At 48.2% G+C, this 24,524-nt stretch carries 21 protein-coding genes; all 21 read right to left on the reverse strand.

The genetic code is table 11. The features are described from left to right. Positions 1-7: 7 nt before the first annotated feature. The 21 genes from icmH to C9J01_RS03860 all read right to left on the reverse strand — a co-directional run bounded on the left by icmH (position 8) and on the right by C9J01_RS03860 (position 24,353). Positions 8-1,219, reverse strand: coding sequence for a type IVB secretion system protein IcmH/DotU (gene icmH, locus C9J01_RS03760; RefSeq protein ID WP_107296754.1), 1,212 nt, complete (start codon positions 1,217-1,219; stop codon positions 8-10). 3 nt (positions 1,220-1,222) lie between these two features. Further along, on the reverse strand, positions 1,223-2,548 hold the full coding sequence (gene tssK / locus C9J01_RS03765) for a type VI secretion system baseplate subunit TssK (RefSeq protein ID WP_107296755.1): 1,326 nt from the start codon (positions 2,546-2,548) through the stop codon (positions 1,223-1,225). A 12-nt stretch (positions 2,549-2,560) separates the two neighbouring features. Beyond that, complete coding sequence (tssJ, locus tag C9J01_RS03770) at positions 2,561-3,124, reverse strand: type VI secretion system lipoprotein TssJ (RefSeq protein WP_107296756.1); 564 nt, start codon at positions 3,122-3,124, stop codon at positions 2,561-2,563. A gap of 5 nt (positions 3,125-3,129) precedes the next feature. Next, positions 3,130-4,140 (reverse strand): type VI secretion system-associated FHA domain protein, encoded by a 1,011-nt coding sequence (locus tag C9J01_RS03775; protein WP_107296757.1) that lies wholly within the window; start codon positions 4,138-4,140, stop codon positions 3,130-3,132. Between the two features lie 20 nt (positions 4,141-4,160). Next, the gene (locus C9J01_RS03780; RefSeq protein WP_201797782.1) at positions 4,161-4,886 is read right to left on the reverse strand and encodes a substrate-binding periplasmic protein; all 726 of its coding nucleotides are present in this window, start codon (positions 4,884-4,886) and stop codon (positions 4,161-4,163) included. A gap of 37 nt (positions 4,887-4,923) precedes the next feature. Further along, the gene (tssH, locus tag C9J01_RS03785) at positions 4,924-7,581 is read right to left on the reverse strand and encodes a type VI secretion system ATPase TssH (RefSeq protein ID WP_107296758.1); all 2,658 of its coding nucleotides are present in this window, start codon (positions 7,579-7,581) and stop codon (positions 4,924-4,926) included. Continuing rightward, entirely contained in the window at positions 7,578-8,555 is a 978-nt protein-coding gene (locus tag C9J01_RS03790; protein ID WP_237156857.1) for a type VI secretion system baseplate subunit TssG, read from the reverse strand. Before C9J01_RS03790 ends, tssH begins: the two co-directional genes overlap by 4 nt. After that, positions 8,546-10,321, reverse strand: coding sequence for a type VI secretion system baseplate subunit TssF (gene tssF / locus C9J01_RS03795; protein WP_107296759.1), 1,776 nt, complete (start codon positions 10,319-10,321; stop codon positions 8,546-8,548). The genes C9J01_RS03790 and tssF overlap by 10 nt, the downstream gene beginning before the upstream one ends. Then, positions 10,314-10,736, reverse strand: a complete 423-nt coding sequence (tssE, locus tag C9J01_RS03800; RefSeq protein WP_107296760.1) for a type VI secretion system baseplate subunit TssE — start codon at positions 10,734-10,736, stop codon at positions 10,314-10,316. Before tssE ends, tssF begins: the two co-directional genes overlap by 8 nt. Further along, positions 10,733-12,199 carry a type VI secretion system contractile sheath domain-containing protein gene (locus C9J01_RS03805; RefSeq protein WP_107296761.1) on the reverse strand — a complete coding sequence of 489 codons (1,467 nt, stop codon included), beginning with the start codon at positions 12,197-12,199 and terminating at the stop codon, positions 10,733-10,735. The genes tssE and C9J01_RS03805 overlap by 4 nt, the downstream gene beginning before the upstream one ends. 44 nt (positions 12,200-12,243) lie before the next feature. Further along, positions 12,244-13,722 (reverse strand): type VI secretion system contractile sheath large subunit, encoded by a 1,479-nt coding sequence (tssC, locus tag C9J01_RS03810; protein WP_107296762.1) that lies wholly within the window; start codon positions 13,720-13,722, stop codon positions 12,244-12,246. Next, on the reverse strand, positions 13,719-14,225 hold the full coding sequence (tssB, locus tag C9J01_RS03815; RefSeq protein WP_107296763.1) for a type VI secretion system contractile sheath small subunit: 507 nt from the start codon (positions 14,223-14,225) through the stop codon (positions 13,719-13,721). Before tssB ends, tssC begins: the two co-directional genes overlap by 4 nt. 24 nt (positions 14,226-14,249) lie before the next feature. After that, entirely contained in the window at positions 14,250-14,774 is a 525-nt protein-coding gene (locus C9J01_RS03820) for a type VI secretion system tube protein Hcp (protein ID WP_107296764.1), read from the reverse strand. Between the two features lie 53 nt (positions 14,775-14,827). Continuing rightward, positions 14,828-16,189 (reverse strand): type VI secretion system protein TssA, encoded by a 1,362-nt coding sequence (locus tag C9J01_RS03825; protein WP_107296765.1) that lies wholly within the window; start codon positions 16,187-16,189, stop codon positions 14,828-14,830. A gap of 71 nt (positions 16,190-16,260) precedes the next feature. Beyond that, a complete protein-coding gene (locus C9J01_RS03830) occupies positions 16,261-17,310 on the reverse strand; it encodes a hypothetical protein (protein WP_107296766.1) in 1,050 nt (349 codons plus the stop codon). A gap of 27 nt (positions 17,311-17,337) precedes the next feature. Then, the gene (locus C9J01_RS03835) at positions 17,338-17,637 is read right to left on the reverse strand and encodes a PAAR domain-containing protein (protein WP_107296767.1); all 300 of its coding nucleotides are present in this window, start codon (positions 17,635-17,637) and stop codon (positions 17,338-17,340) included. Beyond that, positions 17,616-18,227, reverse strand: coding sequence for a DUF6931 family protein (locus C9J01_RS03840; protein WP_107296768.1), 612 nt, complete (start codon positions 18,225-18,227; stop codon positions 17,616-17,618). The genes C9J01_RS03835 and C9J01_RS03840 overlap by 22 nt, the downstream gene beginning before the upstream one ends. Next, entirely contained in the window at positions 18,228-20,288 is a 2,061-nt protein-coding gene (locus C9J01_RS03845; protein WP_107296769.1) for a type VI secretion system Vgr family protein, read from the reverse strand. Further along, the gene (locus C9J01_RS03850; protein ID WP_237156858.1) at positions 20,288-21,382 is read right to left on the reverse strand and encodes an ABC transporter substrate-binding protein; all 1,095 of its coding nucleotides are present in this window, start codon (positions 21,380-21,382) and stop codon (positions 20,288-20,290) included. Before C9J01_RS03850 ends, C9J01_RS03845 begins: the two co-directional genes overlap by 1 nt. After that, the gene (locus tag C9J01_RS03855; protein ID WP_107296770.1) at positions 21,379-23,532 is read right to left on the reverse strand and encodes an MFS transporter; all 2,154 of its coding nucleotides are present in this window, start codon (positions 23,530-23,532) and stop codon (positions 21,379-21,381) included. The genes C9J01_RS03850 and C9J01_RS03855 overlap by 4 nt, the downstream gene beginning before the upstream one ends. Then, a complete protein-coding gene (locus C9J01_RS03860; protein WP_107296771.1) occupies positions 23,529-24,353 on the reverse strand; it encodes a hypothetical protein in 825 nt (274 codons plus the stop codon). Before C9J01_RS03860 ends, C9J01_RS03855 begins: the two co-directional genes overlap by 4 nt. Positions 24,354-24,524: the final 171 nt, after the last annotated feature.

A 24,524-nucleotide genomic window follows, 5' to 3' on the forward strand; every position in this document is an offset into this window, starting at 1 on the left:
GCTCTACCTATCTACGCTTGTCGCTATAAATGAATGCATCAGCTATTCCTTGCTGATTGGCGGTTGTTAGTGTCTGTGCAGCATTCTCTCTGTTGTTCGCTACACTGAGCAGGCGATATTTTCCCCGCCACTCGTCGATAACGGTATCCGGAATCGCCCTTTGATATTGCTGCTGAAATTGCTCGACCTGTGAGCGGGAATTGAATGTGGCAAGTTGAACCACCCAAACAGTGGAAGGGTCATTTATCGCTGTATTTGCCCGCGAACCTGATGATGATCTTACTGGGTTTGAAGCTTGCAGGCGGTTGATATCAGCCGGTGTACTGACATACACATACTCGTTGTCTTGGGTACTTTCGACCTTATACAAATCGTCGGTAAAATCTGTAAGTTGGCTAAAAGCGCTTGCCTTGATCGGCTTTTGGGTATCATACCAATACTGCAATCCTCCCCAAGACAACACTGATACTGCTAGTACCCCCAAGAATAAACGAAATACCCTAATCGGCTTTTGGGGTTGTTTAGCCTGTTGAACCTTGCCCTCTTCTACGGCGACATCAGGGATACGCTCGCTAAACAGGTAACTGCGTTGTCGTGCAAAGACCGCTTCTTCCAACCTTTGCTGCAAAACTGAGAGTTGCTCCTGACCGCCGGCGCGGTAACGGCCTTTAAAGCCCACTTTGAGCAAAATGAAAATTAACTCTAGAAGATCCACCAACAATACTGGCTGCAACAGAGCCCGCTCAGCAACGACATAAAATTGCTCGCCGCCATTTTTGATTCCGAAAAGCTCACTGACCAGCATCTGGTTTTCCCAACCAGCCCCTTCCCCCCATGCAGAGTGGACGATTTGCTCGTCAATCATCGCTGCCAGCAGAAAACAGGTTTTATCGGCTACCGATGGCGGATACTCCAACTTGGCGATCTTGTATTTCAGTTCAGTTATGGCCTGTTTGAGGCCTGCCCTGAATACATAAAGATCATCCGGGCATTGCATCCTTCGTACTGTCACGGCATAAGAAAGCAGATCAGAGCAAGCATTGAGCAGACGGTTATCATATGACTGGCTATTTTGGATAGCTAACATATAACGAGCTTTGTTCTTGAGCACATTGGCATGAGATAGCGGAATACCCACATTGATTGGGTCATGACCAGCCTTGGATGGTTCTCGGCTTGGAGTGACTGTTACCGTCACTTCATCTAACAAATCTTCCATCGGCTACCCCAGCGCATAAAGCTTGATATTGAGTTCTGGGATACGGCTATCGACATGCAGTGCAATCGGCTCCCTTTTCGATTTGAGCATTTGCCAATAATCGTGGGCGATATCTATCTCGAAATACGCCACATCTGATTGAGCTTTTAATTCTGTCGGAGCAACCGGCAATGCAGTGACTGTTACCCCTGACTGACCATTTCGCACCAACTCGACTATCTGGCTCAAGCCACTCAATGTGCAACAGCTTGGGAAAGTCTGGGCAAGTTCAGCAGTGCCAAACGGCGACTGGACCGACAGTACAAACCGCTTCCCATCCAGTTGATTAAGATTGGGGACAGACAGCCTCAGCAAGCGGCGCTTGTCAAACAAACCGGTATCCCAATCAAACTCTGTGACATTGTCACTTTGAACCATGGATAACTTATCACGCAGCTCTGAAAACAGACTTGAAAAACAGCCCTGCAGATTCTCTCGTGATATATCTGTCGGCGGCTCTGCCATTGCCGGTGTGAAGCTATCGAGTTCGGCTGAAAAGGACACTAACCCTTCATACAACTCTTCAATCCGGGTTTCCGGCTGTTCTAACTTAAGGTGAAGCCAAGGCATCCAACGGTTGAGCGTTTGAAGCCACAAAAACTCTCGCATTAGGCTCAGGTCACTCTTGGTTTGCTGTCCGGCACCAATACGCTGGACAACATCCATCGCCCGAACCTGACTCAAGATATAGATCTCTTTAACTCGTTCTTTGAGTAACGGGGATGCACCAAAATGCAGACAAGCTGGGATAAAGCTCTTGTCCAGCACTACCTCGCCATTTTCCTGCCTCTCCAGCACTTTGGCGATAGGCAGCAAAGCAAGGCCGGTGACGTCCTCACCTTCTATCACCAAGCGGATATTGGGCTCAGCAAGCTCAGCATCAATAGCACTCTGGCCTGAGTCGCTGACATCGAATAGGTTGCAATGGGAAACCGCAAACCGTCGTTGCTCGGCAGGTTCGCCATATTCATTTTCGCCCTCTACAGACAGTGGCAACGCCAAGTAAATGCGCTGGTTCAACGTTCCTTCGGGTATATCGAGAAGTAGCTCCTTGGCACAGTCGAATAATGTACCGTCAGGGAAAATACCGCTGCTTTTCACCACGCCGAATTTGCCGAGCTTAAGGTAGTTGGGTTCAATATCCAGCACAGAGAGACCAAAGCACTTGCCGCCCGTCGTCAGCGACATGTACTTTTGAATATATTGTGTAGTATGGCGGTCTTGCTGCTGAAAATGTTGTGGGGCAATAAACATCCCCTCTTTCCATACAACTTTATTTTGACGTTTCAACAGTAATACTCCTTAAAACTTCCACCAGGCATCCTCGGCTGGCTGAGACACTTCCACTTTGTTACTGGAGAGTCTAATAATAAGCGGGGTTTCCTCTGGGCTTTCCACTAACGCGGTAAAAGCCTTGGGGCTGGCTGATTCATAGTTGGAGAACTCTGCCAATACCCCGATAAATTTGGCTTGCTGCTGCAAATCGAGCTGGAAGGTTCGCTGCTCGCCGGGCAGGACGGGAGGCATAACAGTTGTATCGACCAGAGAGTCGGACAAGACTGATTTATCTGACTCATATAAGGCGATAAAACCTGACTTCTGGAAGCTACCTGCGTCGGCTAACTGGTAAATTCGCACAATAACGGGGCGTGATTGGCCGTCATCAAAAACATTTAGCTCTTCGGTCGCAGCCAGTTCAACCGACAGGGACATGGCCGGGACAAAAGCAGCATTGTTATCGCTCGAGCTACAGCCGCCCGTTAAGGCCACAAGCCCTAGGCCAGCAAACAAATACCCAGCGAGCTTTAACCTTCCAACTTGAGGTTTACAAATTTGGGAGGTTTTGTGCTTGAACAGTATGCTCATGGCTATCACCTCTTTTCACTTAACTCTTCGAGCAAGATGGAAGAAAACAAGCGGTAATACTCACGACGAGCATGTTTACGGTTAAATTGTTTTTTGTATAACGCCCAGTATTTCTTCTCTTTATTGCCCCATCCGGTGATGTAGTCGTCGAACTCATCTTCTAGGTGTGCTGGGTGGAAACTTTCAAGAAAGCGCTCCAGTGTCGCTTCAATGGTGACAACAAGTTTTTCCCTGTCTATCGAAGCTGATAAAGTACGCTCTTGCTGTGCAATAATGGCGTTCAGGCGGTCAATACTGTTCTGTAATTCCGCCGTATGGTGATGCTCTGCGATAGTAATCGCCTTGCTACCCGAAAGGATCGGGTCACTGTCATCGTCGAGCATAACAACATCGTCGATATGCTCAGGTTTACCCTGCTCCTGCCAATCTTCATCATCAAAGGGATCGCAACCAAATACATCGTCCAAGATATTCTCAGACGAAAACTCACTCGACTGCGCTTGCTTCGTCTGTTTCGGATTGATTGTATGTGCTTCTGCCGTCGCTGCAGGTTGGTTCATCACAAACTGCTGAAAATCATCACTGGCGAGGCTATCTGCGCTAAAGGGGTGCTGACCTTCCGGAAATGAATTAGATGTATACGGTGTACGTGACTGCTGGTTAGCACTGTTAGTAGCAGCATTCTCATCAAACAATGCGTCAATATCGCTGACCAACAAGGTATATCCACCGAGCTTTATTTTATCCCCATCGGAGATCCTCTGGTTGGCCCCTTTTCCAAGTTGTACACCGTTGATAAACAATCCGTTGGTGCTACGGTCTATGATTTCGAATCCCCCTGCCGCGTGGGGCCGCAATTCGGCATGGACCCGGGAAAGCGTACGGTTGAAATCCGGCAACTGAACGGTGCATTCATATGAGCGACCTATTGTCCCCCCCGATGCAGGCAACGCAACTTGCCGGCTGGTAACCTGCTCATTTTCTGGTGTCTCAATCAATTGAAAACTAATCGTCATGGCCTTCTTCCCTGTTATGTTCACCGGCACTGCGCCATGGCAAGATTGAAGCGGTTCAAAAACGATGGTTGCTGGGCCAGAAACCCTTTGGAAAAGTGCACCATCAAATCTTGCTTGCTGGTTCTTATCTTCTTGAAGTAGTCCTTTGGAATACCTGCTTTATCCATTGCTTCCTCGAATACCAGTTCGTACTCGTAGGCGACATCCAACTCGCCCTGCCAAAGCATCTGCAATAATGAATCTGCATCGCGTGGCTTTTTAATCACGTTGTAACCATCGCGCTTTAGCGATAGCCACTTGTTGGTGTTGTACTTAACGCCGTATCTCAGGCTGTATTTAGCGGTTTCGTCATTGATGTTTTCCCTAACAGCAGGACTGACAAACCAGGCGAGGTTTTCAGAGACAATCGGGTCTGAGGCTTGTGCATACGAAGCTCGCTTGGCGTTGGCAGAGCCAGAGAAGAAACCATGCACTTTTCCGGTCTCCACCAGCAGTTGTGCTTTGTCCCATCGCATCATCCTGATCTCATAGGGTTGACCCATATTGCGAAAGGTACACTTGATCCGGTCGACTGCAACACCACCGATATCACCGTCACTATTCACGGTCTGATAAGGTGACCAGTTTTGTGTTGCCAGCACGACCCTATCTACCGCCCATGCGGTAGAACAGGTCAGGCACACACCAACTAGAGTGATCCCTTTCAATAATTGGAACGGCTTTCCTTTCACAACCTGGCTCAGCACAACTTCCTCACTTTCTGTTGTCAGCTTTTTTCGAGGCCTAATTTATTCTTAGCACCAACTGCCCAGAATTACTCTCTGCACTAACGACAATCTGGTCAATTGGTAAGCAGTCGCTCAACCGCTGGATACATTCAACCGCCAAACGCGGCATCAGAGAGCGATTAATAATTTGCTCAATGGCACGTCCACCGGTTGTCGGATCGGTATTTCGCGATACCACAAAATCAATGAATGCCTGATCCCACTCAAAGGTCGCCTGATATTTTTCTTTGACCTTCTTAGCGATACGATTGAGGCTAATTTCAGTGATCTTGCCGAGTTCTTCATGGTTTAGCGGGTAATATGGGACGATTGTGGTGCGGCCTAAAAAGGCGGGTTTGAAGAATTGTTGTAATGCCGGGCGGATTTGCTCGACAAGGTCTTCAGTTTGCGGCCTCTCTTCATGTTGCTCGCAAATATCACAAATTGCCTGATCAGCAGCATTCGAGGTCATGATGATGATTGTGTGTTTAAAATCTATCATCCGGCCTTCACTGTCTTTGATATACCCTTTGTCGAACACCTGATAGAACAGGTCATGGACACCTGGGTGGGCCTTTTCCATTTCATCGAGCAGCAGCACAGTGTAAGGGTTACGCCTTATCGCTTCTGTTAACACCCCTCCTTCACCATAACCGACATAACCTGCCGGCGAGCCTAGTAGCATTGAAACCTTGTGCTCCTCCTTGAATTCGGTCATGTTGATGACTGTTAGATTGTTATCACCACCAAAGACTTTATCGGCCAGCGCCATTGCGGTTTCGGTTTTACCGACACCACTTGGGCCACACATCAAGAACACACCGACAGGCTTGCGGTTATCTGTCAGCCCTGCTCGTGAAATACGGATACTCTTGGCGAGCTCACCGATAGCGGCCTGCTGGCCAATCACTCTTTGGTGAAGGGCATCTTCGAGTGACAGCAGTTCTGCCACTTCTTCCTTGACCATATTACCGGCCGGGATACCCGTCCAAGCGGAGATCACCTCGGCAATAACCTGTTTGTCGACCATGGCGAAAACCATAGGATCCTCGCCTTGTACGTTATCAAGTTCTGTTAGCTTATCTTTGAGCGCATTCTGGCTCTGCTGGACCGAGGCATCGTTGATGTCCCCGCTGGCATGGCTAGTTTCTAATCCTTCGGTAAGTTCACTGATTTCTTTAACCAAGGCTTTTTCGTGCTCCCACCGCGCGGTCAAATCCTTCAGCTCTTCCTGCTTAACAGCCAAGGTATCGCGCAGCGGCTCCCTATCTTCGGCCAAAGCGACCAAGACGGTATCTTCCACATCACAAGCTTCTAGCTCATTATTTAGGTAACGCAGCTGTTGCTCCAAATACTCGATTCGCTCAGGTTTCGCCCCTTGGGTTAAAGCAATACGGGCACAGGCGGTATCAAGCAGGCTGATGGCCTTATCGGGTAATTGTCTTGCTGGTAGGTACCTGACAGAAAGGGAAACGGCGGCATCAAGCGCATCTTCGCGGATAAAGACGCCGTGATGTTTGCGCAGGGAGGCTGCAACGCCTCGGAGCATTTGCAGTGCGTCATTTTCGCTGGGCTCTTCGACCTTCACTACTTGGAAACGTCGGGTCAAAGCTGGGTCTTTCTCGAAATACTTTTTATATTCAGCCCAAGTCGTGGCGGCAATTGAGCGGAATTCGCCCCTCGCCAAGGCCGGTTTTAGCAGGTTGGCGGCATCGTTTTGCCCGGCAGCTCCACCAGCACCAATTAAGGTATGTGCTTCATCAATGAAGACTATAATTGGTGTTTCGGAGCTTTTAACTTCATTAATCACATCTTTTAAGCGATTTTCAAATTCGCCTTTGATACTGGCACCTGCCTGTAACAGCCCCAAATCCAACGAGCAAATCTCCACGCCCTGAAGCACTGGAGGCACATCGCCATTAACGATGCGCAGTGCCAAGCCTTCAACAACCGCGGTTTTACCGACACCGGGCTCACCGACCAGAATCGGGTTGTTCTGGCGCTTACGGCAAAGAATATCGATGGCATAGCGCACTTCGCTGTTACGGCCTGAAATGGGATCTATTTTCCCGTCTCTTGCCTGCTGGGTTAGATTGACCGTATATTTATCCAATGCGCCACCGGCAGTTTGTGCCCCGCCTTGGCTATGTGGTGCAGAGTTGGAATTTTGAGCACCAGCTACCGAACTTCCTTGGGCACTTCCAACTACAGCATCACTCAGTTGGGAAATCTGTGCCGACAAGGCTTCAAGCGAGATATCTTTCAAGCTTTCCAGCGGTAACCTTTTGACACCAAAATTATCGGCTTGCTGCAACACAAGTAGTAAATGCAAGCTGGTGATCTGACCGTGACCAAAGTTAACCGAAGCCTGTAGCCACGCCTCTTCCATTAATTCACTCAACGCCCGGCTGATTGTCGGTTGGCCATTACTGCCTTTGACCAAGCGCTCAATGCGTATTGAAAGCTCATTGTTCAATGTATTCGGGTCAACTTGCTGGCGTTGTAAATAACTTAACAACGGCTCATCTTTAGCTGCCAGAAGCTCTACCAGCCAATGCTCGACTTCGATTGCGGGTACGGTCTGTGCCATCGCGGCGGCTGCGGACTGCTCCAGCGTTGCCTTCAACTGAGGAGTGAGTTTCCCTACCAAGTTACCCAGTTTTACCTGTGTCATACATTATTCTCCGGCAGTAGTAAGATTTTGCGAAAATGACTGCTGTTCCTTTCGGGAGCTAGGCAATTGGCTTCCCCGAGTCGAACGCTTTGCTTACCCATAGAAAGAACGGGAGGGTCGATATATTCCCGTTTCACATAGAGATAGATCTTTGGTTCGGTGTTGTCTTTGAGATAGGCCCGTACTAGTTGTGTCATTGCCAGTGCCAGCCTGGTATTTTTCAACAAGCTTTTGTATTCAGCTTTAGTTTGGGGCGTGATATAGATTTCGATAGATTTGAATGCTTGCTCCCCCTTCGAGCCTAATACAACCCCTTGGCCGAGAAGGTGGTTTTGACCTTGCTGGCTGCCAATTTTGGTTTGGTGGGATGGCCGAATGCGGTACAGCTCCGAAGGTAAAACGCGCGGTGAAACATCCAATGAAAAGTAGCTACATAACAACTGCTTCAGGCCTGATAGGCTGCGGCTTTTGTTGCCAAGCAATAATCCATATCTCAAGGTGCTCTGCTCGCTCGCATTACCCCTCATATCCGGTAAGGAAAAGAGATTGGCTAACGCTGCTTGTTGGCTCAACCTTGAGCTATGCACTGCTAGTACGGCTTCCCTTTCATCCCTAAGCAATAGGTTTCTCGAGCACTCCAAGCTTGCTCGCAATTCAAAATAGCGTTGGTTAAACACATCGAGGAAAGACTGCAATGCCCTGTCATCCTGATGCAGGCTTTGGAGCATTTCAGCATAGAGGTAATCGGGAATAACGCCTTTGCAGCCTGACAACGCCTCCAAGCCAAGGCTTAAGGTAATTTTATCTTGGCTGTGTTTGATAGCGGTGACATCTGATGGAGCCCCTTTGGGCATGGGATCTGCCGACAGTTCCAAATCCATGCCTTTAGCAGAACTAATTGTATTGAGAATACGAACAGCCTGAATGAAATCAAACTGTTGGGGCTGGGATAGTAAACGAGAGGCTACAGACATAACTGGCTCCCGTGACATTTTTCAAAATCTAGGCCCGGCTCGTCGGTGCCGAAGCGTTCTATTGACAGCTGGATAAAGCGGTCAAAACTACAGAACTGTTTGAAGAAGGCATTGAGCACTTCCCCGACCACGGCAAATTCAGAATCCAGCAGCTCGTTATCTAGCAATAAAATCACCTCAGTGCCCGAGGAAAAGATGCTCTGCCTGCCGATCGTGACAGGTGCGACCATATGGCGGTAAGTCACCTTTTTAATCGCATCTGCCACGCTGCAGTGGATACTGTTACAGCAAAGGCGAACAACATCCTGTAGAACTCGGGTCGGATCATCGACTTGTACCAAACTGGAAAAATTGGCATTGAGTAAGGCGATAAATCGCCAACTCAAATGATTGTCCAAGGAGGGGTACTGAGGAGCCGTCGGTGTTTTCACTACCCGAATCAAACCCGGCAGGTCTACCGCTGCCAACGAGTCGGCTTCGGTATGGCTGGGGATCAAGCATGGTAAACGGCCATTACAGACATTGAGCAGCAAGGACAACACAACGTCTTCTTTGCCATCGCGCATATCAGCATCGCTGATGGATATTTCAGTTTGACGCCGTCCTTTCTCATCCCATTTTTGTCGGGCCTGCCATTTCGGCCTTTGCTGCGCTAACCAATACCCTCCGTCATAGACCGGCATTAATGGGGCATCACCGGTCGGCAGAACTTCATTAACGGTGTCGATAGATACAACGGTTAAATCGCTGTCATTATCAACATCGGCCACTACTGGCATTGCCAGCTTGGTAAAGTCATAACGAATGGGTTCACCGTGCTGTTGGTAGAGATTGATGGCAGGCACGGTGTTCAAAGCGAAAACCTGGCTAGTGAACAGACGCAAGAACTCGGTTGGCAACTGCTGGACAAAGAAATTTAGCGTCAGAGTATTGGTTGAAAACTGCATCAGCTCCTTACCGAGATCATCAATTCTCAAATAAGCCGCTTTATCGGGAAAGGCAAAGTAATCACGAAGCTGATCGAAACCTGCGAGATGGTTGCCGTATTGCGGCAACCAATTGAAATCTGGATCAGCGACCCGTGAGCGAAGCCTGCCAACATCAATTTCTAATTGGCAACCGGTTTCGTCCAATAGCGACACGGCTTCGGTATTGAGCAACAACAAATCAATCAAGCCACGGGAGCTATTTTCAAACCCCCTGACATAAAAATCGAAATGGCCGAGCGCCATTTGGGAAAACAAAATCGATGGATCATCACTTTTCAGCGTTAGCTGTATAACGGCATCGGCACGGCGAATCGCTTTCGGCGTCGGGAAGTTAAAGGGGGCCGAACTGGCTTCTATTTGCGCAATATCATAAGGGGCAACCACCAGTTCATCGACAAGGGTAAAAAGGCACTCGCTCTGGTTTATCTGAACTGACAACTCCGAACCCTTGGCTAATGACAATGGCTCTGCTCCTGCCTCGCCGGATAATTCAAGCTTAAACGGCGCATAGCTCGGAACAGTTTGCAAATATCCGGGATACAGCACGTTAAACAGGTCTTGCAGAACTTCGGGAAATTGTTCATCAATACGCTTTTCTGTCTTTGCCGTCAGCAATGCCACGGCATCTATCAAGCGGCTGATATTCGGGTCTTCCTGGCCACTCTGGTTTAACCGCATCGAACTGGCATGCTCGGGAAACTGCTGGCCAAAGCCCTCCAGAGACTGGCGTATGTAAGCCAGCTCCCGTTCGTAGTAACTGAGTAATTGATCAGACAACTTCTTGCCCCTCCATTTTTGCCGACTGACTTGAGAGGCTAATACTCGAATCGAAAAGGAAAACGTGCTCGCCATTTTGCACATCGACTTTCGCCATCAGCGAAAACTTCATGATGTTTTTGCTCGGGTCGCTTTCCTTTACGAAGACACTGACTTCTGACAGACGGGGTTCAAATGCACGCACCCATTTTTCGAGGGAACGCGAAAATTGCTCTTTATTAACTTGGCTACTGACACTGTAGGCAGCATCAAGTCCGAAACTAAAATTGGATAGCTGTACTTCTTTGTATTGCTTAGGAAGCACCCGCATCGGCGCTTCCGAATTCAGCAATACCGTTAACTGGTAGCGAATCGATTCCAGCAGGTCATCTTCATTACCATTTTGTTTTGCGATGAATGTGCCCCAAAAACTCATGCGACACCTCCGGCAACAGCCCCTTGCGATGATGATAAAGGTGAAGCAGGACGAGCTTCACCACCAAGGTCGGTGGAAATCAATACCTCTCCACACGCGTTATCGAATTGGTATTGCGGCTGAACCAGCACATCACAGGTGTATCTACCATGCTGCCCTTCAACCTCCCTGACAGTCACCCTGCCTTTGCTAAGCGGATATTTTGCAAGGGTAATTTCATCGGCTTCGGTTAGATTACTGGCATAGTTATCAAGCCAGCTATTGAGGAAGTTTTCGCACTCTTTGGCAGTTTGGAAGTTCCCCATCATCCCCCTGATTTGTACCTTGAGGTAATGGGCAATACGGCAGATCATCAAGGTGGTCTGGATCTGTCCCATCACGGCTTCGGCATCATCATCGCCATGATCCCAGATTGAACCATTACCCCTGAAGTAGAACTTGTCTGTCGTCAGGCTTTGGCACAACGGAATAAAGCCGTTTTCCGCATAGAAGCTACCCATTTCCGTGATGAACCTGACGCTAGGCTTCGGGTTCTGAACAGAAATCGCACCTATGCTGCTAGGCGGAAGGTTGACCAGAGCGCCATGATATTTATCCTGCCAACGGGACTTCATGAAACCAAACCAGTTGATTCGGTTGAACTCCCTCATCGCAACAGAGGCAAACAAAAAAGCCGCATTCCCCCACAACCCTCGCGGCATATCTTCACTACCAGCCAACTGAGCGTCAGAAAAGACCACTTTTTTGCTGATAGTTTGTCCGTAAGCCTCACGCAGACGAATGCTGGGGAGAGTGAGGCCGATAAAACGCGAAGTAGAGAGGCTTCGTAACCGTTGCCACGAAATAAATTCAGGGCCGTCTATTATCTTTTGAATGCGATGAGTATCCGACAACCAATCCGCGCCTGATTCACCAAAAAAATGCTCAGAAGGTGAAGCTACGAAGGGGCACAGACAGTGATCCCCCATTTTGGCCAATAGTTCCAGGGTATAGATATCATCATAATCACTGTCGAAATCCATTGATATTTGATGATCAACTACCACCAGGCCATATGGCTGACCGCCAGAGGTATTGAGCTCTTGGTTACCGATGAGATTATATAATCGGGTACGCTTGAGTGAGACTGCGGTGTTGAGCTCATAAGACAGCTCGTCCCAAGCAAGATCTAAAATTTTGACCTTTATCTTTTGGTAGTTAACAGGGAGTGAAACCAAGGTCTCCACCCCCCGCCATGAAGCTTCAAGCTGGGTAAATTCAGGATGGTGAATAAGTGCAGACACTTGCGCAGACACCAAGCGATCTATTTCGGCGATAAGACGATTTACCGCTGTTCTGAAAGCCTGTTGGCTGCTAAGCATACCTTTGTCAGCTTGAGCCAACAGCACCAAAGCATCATGTAGAAACGCTTTGTCGCTGCTGTCTAACTGATTTAGCTTTTGCTGTAGGTCTGCACTTATCATCCTGATACCAACCTTTAGTTCCTTGTTATTGCAACCCTGGGCGGTTAACCCGGTATTTTCGCGACCATACGAACTGATGTCGTCAGCTCTTCCATCTGCAACCAAGGTCGCAAATGGGCCACTGCCGAGTACGAACCTGGACGGCCCGGTTGCTCAACCACTTGGATCTGTGATTCACACAGCGGGGTTTTAGAACGCTCCGCATTGCCCACTGCCCCTGAGTTGGTATATTGATCAATCCAAGTTTGTAGCTGTTTCTGGATGTCACTGGCTTCTAGGTTGGAGCCCAGCATGTCTCGTCCCATCACTTTCAGATAATGGGCAATTCGACTACTGGCCATGATGTAGGAAAGACGCGCCGAGATCGCCGCATTACTGGTGGCATCTGGGTCAGCATAGGTCTTCGGTTTCTGTGTCGTCTGGCTACCGATAAACACGCCGTAGTTGGCATTTTTATAATGGACCAGAGGCAACATCCCGAGATCGCTCAGCTCTTTCTCACGCTCATCCGTTAAGTTGACTTCTATCGGGCACTGCTGCTGCAGATCACCGGCAACAGACTTGTAGGTCAGGTTCGGCAGGTTCTCTACCTTACCACCGTTGTCCAAGCCACGGATAGCAGTACACCAGCCAAATGCAGTATGGGCCTGGGTCATTTTCAGACCGAGTTCATAGGCAGCATTCGACCATACCAACTGTGAATTATCGCTAGGTTTAGGGTTTCCGTCGGTATCTGTCGCTAACTCTTCATAGGAAAAAGCATCGGTTGACAGACCTTTCTGACCATAAGGCAAACGCGCCAGAGTCTGTGGCAAAGTCAACACTACATAGCGAGCGTCATCACTTTCACGGAACGCATTCCATGATGCGTAAGCAGGCGAGTCGAAGCCCGGTGCAACCGGCTTACCCTCGTTGAATGTCTCGAAGCTATCGAGTTCAAACATTTGTGGGTTGGCCGCTGCAACAAATGGCGCATGGCTGGCAGCTGCGGTTTCACCCATATACCGAAGCAACGCAATATCTTCGTCTTTATGGCTGAAACTATAGTCACCAATCAGTGCTCCATAGGGTTCACCGCCTGCAGTACCGAATTCTTTCTGGTACAGGGCATCAAACAGCGGGCTGCGGTCTACCGCTGGTGCATCCTCGAACTGCTCAAGCAACTCATCTTTCGAAAAGTCGACCAGCTTGATTTTCAATGATTGGCCAGTTTCACTTTCACGAACCAGTTTATTCAGGCCACGCCATGACCCTTCCAAGCGCTGAAAATCCTCTTGCTGCATAATGGCAGACAGTTGACCCGACATTTGCTTATCAATCTCTGCAATGGCGTTTTCGATGGTCTTGGTCAGGTTCTTATCCCAGGTAACCGTTCCGTCCAAAGCTTGCTCTGCCAGTACAGAAAAAAGCTCCTTGGTGGTATCGGCAGGTGTTTGGGTTGTCGCGGTTATCGCCCTATCCAATAAGCTCAACGAACTTTCTTCCGTGGCCGTTGCCGCTTGTGCTTCTAACTCTGCACTCATGACTCATCCCCTTTTTTCTCAATTCCCAGTTCGCTAGACAGAGCATTGATCTGATCTGCGCTCTGCAGTACTTCCTTCAGTAGCTTTTCCAAATCACGAGAGCGGTCGGCTTTCGATAGCAAGGTTTTGAGCTGCTGCCGCGTTTCAGCCAATTTTCGAAGCGGTTCAACCTGCTCGATAAGCGAATCTGGTTCGAAGTCTTTCATTGAATTGAAAGACAGGGCTGCTTCGAACTGGCTGTCATCATTGGCTAAGGTGTTGTCGACCTTTAGCTTAAGCTCAGGGCCGACACGCTTTAGCACGGTATCGAAGTTGTCTTTATCAATCTGATAGAAAGTGCGATCTTCCAGTTCCTCGCGATCATCCTTGTGGGCAGAGAAATCCCCAATTACACCCACCACAAATGGCAATTCCTTGGTTTCAACGGCACCATTGGTCTCGACATCATAGGTAATACTTACCCGGTTTTTACTTACACGCTTGTGCTGTGAATTTAAGGCCACGTTGTATCTCCTTTATCTCTAGAGTTAGCTAGCTTTCGACTCTAACTTGCCGGTGGTGCAATCGAATTTGACGGTATCGCCTTTTTCAATCTTGCCGCCGTCACCTTCCTGGTAGTACACCTTGGTGAGCGTGGTATAGGTCAAACTGAACGTTTCAGCAGGTAAATTGCCGTCGGAGCCGCTGATGTTGTAATCAGCGATACGTGCTTTCTCCAACGTGATAACTAAATATGGGTCTGCGCCCGCACCATCACGAGATGGTTTGGTCAGCAGAATTTCTACCGTTTTCCCTTCTGGGCCTGGCGCAAAAAGGAAGGTGGTGAGATGCGGCGATGCCCCATCGGAAATACGCGAGATGTGGATAGCATCAAGGGAAACCATCCCTTTATCGGCGTTGTTTGCGTTACCGACATCAACATTCACGCCACGGTTGGCACCCCAGGTCATGGTATCCAGGGCGAAAAAGCCTTTTTTACCACCAATATCCCCAACAGTTGCGGCACCTTTGATAGAGTTCAGTCCGTCGATTCGCATAAAAATAGAAGCCATTATTTATCCCTCTTTATTTACAATGGATATGCATTTCAAAATGAAAGATGTGATTACCATTCGATCTGTGACAAACCGCTACCCTCTGAGCTTTGGCTTGCTGAGACCGAACCTTGCGTTGGTTCATCAAGGGGCATCGATACTGCGGATGACGCTTGAGACTCACTCACCTGAACACTAGCTGGTGTTCCCGAAGGCGAATGTGCAGGATTAAAGGCTGCCTGATGCTCAGCACTTTCCAGCCCTGCCAGCTGTTGGATCCTTAAATTCACTGATTCTTGATCACCGACCAATTCCTGCAACAGTTCCGGTAGTGACATACCACCCCATCGAATTGCCCGCTTTAGCAACAGGTATATAGGGCTATGCGGCTCTGTTTGCTGGAAGTAATCGGCTATTTTCTGTAACTCAGCCAGCGCCTGCTCTCGCGAGGCCATACCCTGTGTAGCCTGGCCTTGGAAAGCACTGTGGACCATATTAATGTTCGCGGCTGCCTGACTTATTGCTGGTGAATTTCCTCCCTCTAGCTGATTACTGTTAGGGTTGTTCATTTGTTCCGGTTCAATAGGCTGTGTAGCCTGCTCGGACTGCTGATCTTGGGCCTGGATATCAAGTGGCCAATCTGCAAACTGGTCACCCACCAAATACTTCATCGCGCTAATCAGGCGCTCAACCGTCTCTTTGACAAAGCGAAAGCTAACCCCAGTCGTTCCTGAAGCAAGGCATTTCTCGCCGATCGCTTTTTCTAGCGCGGCCAATGCCTCTAACACTTCTGCCAAGGTGATGATCTTCGCCTCGACTTCTGCTTTTTCAGCGCTAAACACCGACACGGCTTGTTGCTTGAGTTCGGCTAGACTGCCCGCTTTTTCTGCTGCGTAAAACTTGCCGTAATCGACATCTCCGACCAAAGGCAGTATTTGAAGCGGCATATACAACAAGCCACTTTCGGCGGTATCTCCTACTAGCTGCAAAAGTGGTTTTACCCTGTGCTCTACAACTTCTTTGTCCTGGTCGGCTTCGGTCGCCCCTTTGCGCTTCTTTTCAGGCAGTATCGGTTGCAGCGAGTCCCAATATTGATTGATCACCTGCTCAAAGGTTGTCAGGGCACTGGCCAGATTAACCAAAGGATCAGCTGTAAATAACTGCGAGACGGTGTACCAAGACAGGATCTCGACGTCTTTCGAGTGCTGCTGCAGGCAGCTGTGGCATTCCGAGGCCAAATTTGTCCAGTTATCGCTATTGGCATTAACCGTCTCAATATCTTCGGCAGCTTCAGGGGTTTCTACCAACTGACGAAAAGATGACTGGGCAACGTTAAAAGCATTACGGTAGCCTCGGTAAAGAGCGCGGTTATCCTTGAGGTATTCACCTCCCGGTTGGTCGTCTGATATCGGCTGGAGCAAATCGTCAAACATAGTGCCTACTTCCTTGCAGCTAAAACCTATTAAAAATTGGTAGTCAAAAGTCCTTGGTAAAACGTCCCTAATTAATGTTCAGCAAACCAGTTTGCTGCGGTTCCTGTAATACCAGGCTTGCGCTGGAACTTAGTGAAGTTGCCCCAGATATAACTAGATAAGTAAGAGATAGCCCAAGCCTGAGCAGGCCCGGAATCTTGATTAGCGGCAACCTTGGAGTTATAAGGCCCGCAGCGGATCACCAGTGGGTTATCACCGTTGGCATACACGTTGTATTCCACTTTTTTATCAGTCACCCGCTTATCCAGCAGACGAAGTTTGCTCGTTAACATTTTTGACAAAATATTAGTCGCCAAAAGCACTTGCTGATCGCCCTGGGCCATACTGCGACACATCACTATTGCAGTGCGTAACTTATTGCCAACATTACCTTTCTTGGCTCCCGGCACAGTAATGACACAGTCAGGGTTATCCCATACAAACACCGATTTCCCATCCAATTTTCCCAGTCTCGAAAGGTTATAAAAGGCATGGCCGTATTTCTTTCCCCGTGCCATTTGCGACACATTGAGCTGCAATTCGACAATGTGTGGAATGGTACGTTTCTCTTTCGGACGGTTAGTCACGTTGCTAGTAAAATCGATGTTGACCTGTAAGAAGAACTTCACGTCTTTGTATTCATCTTCAACCCCTTTGGTCCACAAGTCTTTGACCGCTGGCGATTGCTTGTCCTTGATCGCCTGGAAGTTAGGCGTTTTGTAAATGTAATTTCGGAACGCCATCATTTGGGCAATGGTGCTGAAAACGATGGTCGCCCTTGCAATGTCTTTCACTTCCAGCGGTGTCTTCACCCCTGATTTCCTGTCGGTACTAGGATCGTCCCATTGGGTAATACCGCATTTCTCGGCAATACGCTCACGGGTTTTCAACGGCCCGCGCATATACTTAATCGGCTTGCCACCCTCACATTTGACATTTTTCGTCAATTCCATCATGAACTTATGTAGTTCTTTGTTAGCTATTTTGGCCTGCTCGACCAACTCCTCAATCTGCTCCCGCTTATGGTAGGTATCCCAAAAAGTTGTTTGCGAAATAATGTCACCACGCGTGTAAGTCGGCATCGCTCTCTCCTAGCGTTTAGTTCCTAATTAACCACCAATCTGCACCGTTGGCGCACCTACGACGATGGAACCCCCATGGCTTGTGGTATCACCCATCCTTGCGGCAGGCGTATTGTTGATAAGAACAGTGGCACTGCCTTTGGCTATGCTGTCTGGCGGACCGACACACACCAATGAGTCCCCCATTTTGGCCGCAGGCATGAAACAAATAAGTACCGTTGCAGCACCTGGGCCGACAATTGGCCCCCCAACATGCGGTATAGGTGGCGTTCCCGGCGTTTGCATCGGGCAGGTATGCATGTCGGTTAGTCGAGCAGCGCATGGCATACATCACCTCCTTGCTTCACTGTTCCGGCACCACCATTGGCAATGTCGAGCGCTATCTGAAAAGCCCCTTGGTAATATTTCCGGTGGCCTTTTTCTTTTGACGGCCATTCAGGTATTACTGCCGCGGTATTCACCGCACCAGCGACCGCTTTGGCATAAAGGTACTCAACCGGCATCACGACGGGATTATCAACCGGCGCTATACTGCCGGTGCCGCTCCAAAAAACAGCCTGTCCAAGCCATTTAGGCGCACTATCGTCCTTCATTGCTTCCAACTGGCTTTCGATACGGCGACGCTGTCCCTCATTGGGTTCCCTGACCCAGCGCTCGCAGTCATCAATGAGTTTTGCTTCTTCTCGGCTCCAGTCTGGCTGACGTAAGCGCATAGCTTGTATACACCACCAGATAGCCTCCCTCATAGGCAGCGCATGGGCGAAGAAATGGCCCAAATCGATATAGCATTCAGCCTGATTGAGCTGCGTTATCACTTCTAACGGCGGCGCATCGCACTGCACTACAAGCTCAGCCTCTTCCGAAAGGGCTATGTAGCCTAAGATGTCTGTTGAGCTGGCATACGGGATCTTTTTCATCTAGTTCACCATCACTATCCCGCCCTTGACGGCGGTTTGGCCACTCGAGCTGACTTCGGCTTTTGCGGTACCTTTTACCGTGGCACCCACATCTCCTTGCAAGGTGGCATTAAGCCCTTTAATGGTTGCACTGCTGGTGCCCTTGGCAGTAAAGCTACTATTGGCCTGAAGCGACATCGAACTCCCCGCTTTGCCGCTGAACGAACCATCGGCTTTGATACTGACTGAGGTCCCGGATTGGCTGAGGCTTCCCCCATCAATAGAGACTTTGGAATCTCCAGCAATAGCAATCTGGCTGCTTGATAGTTCTATCTTGCTGCTGCTCATGACAATTTTGCTGTCGCCAACCTTCAGCGTTAAGGTATCTGAGCCCGTTATGGTGATCGATTTGCCCTGAGCTGTAATCGCATCATCAGCTTTGAGCGCATAAGACTTGTTTGTCGTAAGCGAAATATCTTCTTTGGCGGTCAGGGTGAAAGCTTTCTCGACACTTTGGGCAATATTCTTGGTTACCGCTAGCTTCATCTCTCCGCCCACCGTTTCCTGATGGTCGTTAACCACCTCACTGGTAAAGTCCTTAGCAGCATGTAGATAGAAAGCCTCGTTGTCTTTCTTGTCATCGAACCGTAGTTCGTTGGTTTCACCGGCCAGTTTGGTTTTAACACCACTTTGGGTTGTATTCGCCGTTGGGTATGGTGGCTTGTTACTGCTGTTGTAGACGCTAGAAACCACAACCGGCTGGTCCGGATCACCGTTGATGAAACTCACCAGCACTTCTTGCCCAGCCCTTGGCAGAAATTGCATGCCATAACTGCTGCCCGCCATCCCTTGGGCTACACGCACCCAACAACTGGTTTTATCACCGGTCTCTGCGTCCCAATGAAATTTGATCCTGACTCTGCCCAGCGCATCGCTCGCTGGTTCGCCCTGCTTGCTACCCGCGACAACTGCTGACTGCAGACCAAACAAGGTTGGCTTTTCTTTCTGTTGCGGAAAGAACAATTGGTCTTCAGGAATACAACTAAAGCTTGTTTTACAGCAAAAACTGTTTGCCCCATCGGCACCAAATTCATAATCAAGGCAAGAGACAAGGTAATTGCCTTCTTCAGAGCTCTGGCTGTGGGAAGCCAGCGTCATAAAATGCCCGACACAGATATCAACTGACGGTGAAGTCGCCTGGACACAGTGGTAACTGGAATCTTGCTGTGAGCGCTGTATGTCCCCTACAGAAGCCAAATCACTGAAGGTTCCAGCAGGGCTTGCTGTTGGGTAGCGGTAATCAGTCAGCTTGGTATTGCTTGATACTGTGTATTTGCTTTTCTTGGCCTTGCTAGTGATCAATTTGGATTGGTTGTAGTCATAACCAGCTATTTCGAGCGAAGCACTCAAAAAAGCATGTTCACGCTGCCAGGTGTCGAGAATGTCGTTATCCCCTGTTGGCGCAGAGGCATAATCAAGCTTGACCGCATCGGTTTTTGCAAATGACTTATCTGCCTGCTGTAAATAAAGCGTTCCCGAGTTGCTGTCTTTGCCGAAGTAATAGTGCACGCCCTCTTCCGCCAGCAAACGGGTAATAAACTCAAAATCAGATTCATTGAACTGAACACAATATTCCCGCTTGGTCGAAGGCATACTCTTGACGCTGTAACTGCCTTTGAAACCTAGTTCGTCGAAGATGGAGGTGACGATCGATTGGGTTGTTGCTTCCTGAAATACCCGACAGTTACGTGAGTAGTTAAGCAAGAACAGCCATGGCTTTACCGTCAACTTAATACTGTAAAATGAGGAATCAATCCGCTGTGATTGGGCCTGGGCTTTTACCACAACACCTTTGAATTCCCTGGCAGCACTACGGCTATCACCAAGGACATCAAACACATTGCAACTGACTTCCTCGCCAATCCAAGCAGCTGGATCTGAGGTGCTTAAGAGCACATCAACCGAGTATTGGTAATCACCGCTCAAGGTTTCTTTAACGACCAACCCTGAGCCAACAAACTCTTTATTGCTGGCATCTTTTACGACCAAGAAACTCCCTTGTGTATCGAGTAATTCATTCATTACTTGGCCTCCCCATCCATGATTCGACCATTGCCTTCACTGTCTGTCCGAGAGATAACGGGAGTAGCATTAACCAGGTTAGCGAAGCGGAGCAGCTGAATCGGTGGATACAATGCCATTTCCCTCGCAACGGCCATATTGATTGAAATCGAGAAATGACTGAGCTCTGCAATCGGCATCTCGCCCGGAACCGCTCCGTCAAATAGAATCTTTACCGCTTGGTTAGCAGCAAGCTGACCAACCCGGTAATATTTGTTCGACACCGAAATCAAAGCTGAGGACTTGGTCACCATTGAATCGTAAGCACTGGCAACAGGTAAACCATGTTCGATGGCCGACTGGGTAAAAGCATCGGTATTGGCAAGGTTGTAAGAACTAGAGCCAACGTACACGACATCGACACCCTCGTTTACAAGCTGCTGCATCCGTGCATCGAACTGATCAGGTAATGGTTTTCCCTCTTCATCAAGGAGATACAAAGACTCTACGACTTCGAAATCCATTTCCGCTGCAAGTTGCTTGAGTTTCTGGGTATTGAGGTTTGAATTAAGTTCCGCATCGGAATAGACCACCCCGACTTTATCAACCGGAAAATACTCACGCATCGCACGTATTTGGACATCTTCGCTGATCCTGTTTCGGATTCCCGCCAGCATAGGTCTTCCGGTTTTGTCATGTTGCTCGACAATATCGGCACCTAACGGATCGGCCACTATCATGAACAAGGCCGGAATATCACCAAGTTTGGTCTCTTCACCGTATTCATTACGTGTGCCTAGCAATGCCTTGCTAACACTAGTGCCCCAAGTGACAACCAAATCAGGCTGCATCTCTTTTGCCTCGTTTAAAATGGCTTCGAGCTTTGAGCGGTCACGGTTTGCATTCATGACAATAACTTCTGCCGGGTAATCGTTGTTTGCGAGGTAATCTTTAAACCCCTGACAAGCCTCTTCGCAACCACGCCATACCGCCATAAATACAGTCTTAGTTTCAGTAGATTGAGCATCTAAAGTCACGGACTGGTATTGGTCAGCAAACGCATCGCCAGACATTAAAGACAAAGACATCGATATCGCTAAAACACATCGGTTCATACCTTTGCCTCCTGGCTGGCTTGAGAGGAAGGCGCTTTCAAGAAGAACAGCATCAACAGACCACTAACAATAATCCCTGCCCCGACAACTGCCATCGCGAAACCGTAATTTCCAAACGCCAACAGCGAAGCAACGATAATCGGACCGAATACGCTACCGACACGCTCAGCTGTACGCAGGATGCCCAATACCTCAGTTCGTCCTACTTCCGGTGTTGCCTCAGATGCTTCCAATGCACAGGCGATAAGCGGTGCTTTGAGTATCGAGTGGGCAACCCCCATCAAGGTGACGGCGAGCAAAATCTTGAACAGCGACGCTTCACCGTAAAGCGAAAGAAGGATTACACCTGACAGCACCGTACCTAACACGATAAGTTCACGGGTCTTTTGGGTTTTATCAGCAATACCGGATGCAATTGGGCTAAGCGGGATGATGACCAACGAGTAGATCATCATGATCCGGCCAATTTCTGATTGCGAGGCATCCAAAGACACCAAATACAATGGAACCAGGAAGTAGAGGAAACCCGTCAGGACAATTTTGGCTGGGATCGCGCAACACAGAACAACAGCGACAAAGCGGATATTTTTAGCCAGCAGTAATAAACCGCCTTTTTTCTTGGTGACACTGCGGTTTGTCGTTTCAATTTCTGCCGAAAACATCCGCCAAGCCAGCATACCTGCAAAGGCAGCCAAGACAGCAGATAGCAAGAACACTGGCTGGTAGCCAACGCGATCGGCGATGATCCCACCCAATGCGGTTCCGCACATGGTGGCCGTCATCAGCACTCCGACAAATATTGCCATCCCCTTGGCGCGATTTTCCGACGTTACTACGGCGGCAATGTAGCTCTGGCAACTGATGGTTATCACCGCATACCCCAGCGCTGTTACGCCTCGGGAAATTACGATATCCATACTGTTGGTTGCAAAAGCGCACCCTAAATAACCTGCAATGGCCGGGATAAGTCCAAATAGGAACAATCTTTTTTGACCAAATCGGTCGACGAGTTTGGCGGCAAACGGCGTGAAGGCGGCAATCACGAACATGAAAACCGAAATAGGCAGACCTAGCATGACCCCTTGGCTAATCCACGAATTGGGTTCGTAGTATTCAGCCACATACAAAGGCATAAAGGATTTTTGCAGCTCTTCACCAAACGAGAAGACAAACAGTGGAATGCGGGCATCGACAATATCGCCTTTGCGAACCTGTAGCTTACGCTGCAAGTTAAACTTCTCGGAAATTCGCTTCAGGTGCTGCTTTAGGCTGTCGGCATCTTGACTATTGCTACTGGTAGTTTTTTGTTTCGATAAATAGTTGAACAATGATGTAAATTTCGTTTGAAGCTGCCTTGAGTCATGGTTCAGTTTATTGGAGAAAGTACCAATGGCACCTCGCTCAGACGTCTGGTCATTGACCGAGAAGTCACCTTTTATCTGGCGCTTCAATATTGATTCGGACTCTTCAAGCGGACCTGAAATGTAGACCATCACCACAACCATGACGACTTCAAAACAAACTAGAAGAACAGCAATAAGCACAATGGCAATATCAAAGAAAATATCGAGCAACTGGGACTGTATATATGTCGCATCTAGGCCAACAACCACACTTCCGATCTGTCCCTGATGGTCATTTATCGCCAAACGGAACACATCACTTTTGACTGAGGAGTCTGTAAAGGGCATCGAGAATAGCGATGGAAGCTCTTTAATAGCAATGGACACTCGTTCAGTAATTGACGAGTTTAAATATTGTGTAGAAGTCGATTCAAACTGCTGGGTACGCTCTATGTCGACATAAGTTAATGTTCCCGCCTGATATAATACTTGACCCAGTTGGTTATCTTTACCCTCGCTTATCCCAATAAAATTAAGTTCTGGATATTTAGATAAAGAATCAGCCAGGTAAGCGTCCATTCCCCGAATCTGGTCCAATGGTACGCCAGCATCTGTCGCCAGTTCTACATCGTCATGAACAAGTTGAGCGACAACATTGGCTTTTTTCAGCAACTCTGGCTTTATAGCAAAATTGAACTCTGCCAAGGTATAGAATGCGCTCAATATAGAGGCAAACAAAGCAGTTAATACCGTAATTAGAATTAGTCGGCTATTTATGAAGCTTGCCAAGCTTTTTACTTGGCTCATTGGCTAACCTCTAAAGAATCGGCGCGTTTAATTTGTTTTTCCGTTCCTGACACAGACTTAATTTTATCAATTTCATCAGAGACATGAGTCTTCATTTTTTCACTTTGAATAATTTGCTCGGCAAACTTCTGGGTCATTTCTCCAGACGGTAGTTTTGATGTCTTTTGCGGATAATTAGTAGACACTCCATGGGTCGAGTAGCCATGTATTAACTTGATAACATTGGTGACATCACTAAGTCCGTATCTAACGGCAAACAGAACAATCAGGGCTGATATCAAAAACAGCACCACAGTAACTTCAAGCAGATGCAATTGAACCGCCGCATATACCCCATACATTGCGCTCTTGTCGTACTCGATAACGATGCTGCCCATTAGCTGGTCAAAACTATTTTTAACCTGTAGACCGCTAAATAGCGTGTCTTCTGTGCTCAATAACCAATAAGCTTCGTTTGAGTTCAACGCCCTGCGTACAACATCTTGTGGAAGGCTTACAACGTCCCCTGTGTTGGCTTGTAAAACGATATCCCCTTTTGCATCGATTAATTTCACAGCCTTAACGTTTTCTTCCCTTGTGCTGGCTTTGTTAAAACTTGTTTGGAGGTTGTGAGCAGAGTGAAGTGGAATACCCAAACGTTCTGTACGTTGGATTGAGGATTCCAATGAAGTAGAGATAACTTGAAGCTTTGAGGAAACAACCTGAGACATCAGATTGTCAAATTTCATGTAATTCATCAAATACAATAGACCAAGCACAGAGAGTAAAATCACCCATACCGTGATGACTAACCTTAAATGTACTTCAAAAAAAGCCTTCATTGGCCACTTACTCCCACACCGTGACGCTACCGCTAATCAAATAATTAGCAGTCGAAGGAGAAAAATGTGCATGGAATTTTGATTTGTTTTTAAAACCTGATCTTGAGCCGAAAAATTATTTTTTAATTTTGAACTTTCTTAAAAGTTAGACTAGTAAAAAATTTAACAATA

Origin of the sequence: Photobacterium rosenbergii (assembly GCF_003026455.1) — a bacterium.
Taxonomy (GTDB): Bacteria; Pseudomonadota; Gammaproteobacteria; order Enterobacterales; family Vibrionaceae; genus Photobacterium; species Photobacterium rosenbergii.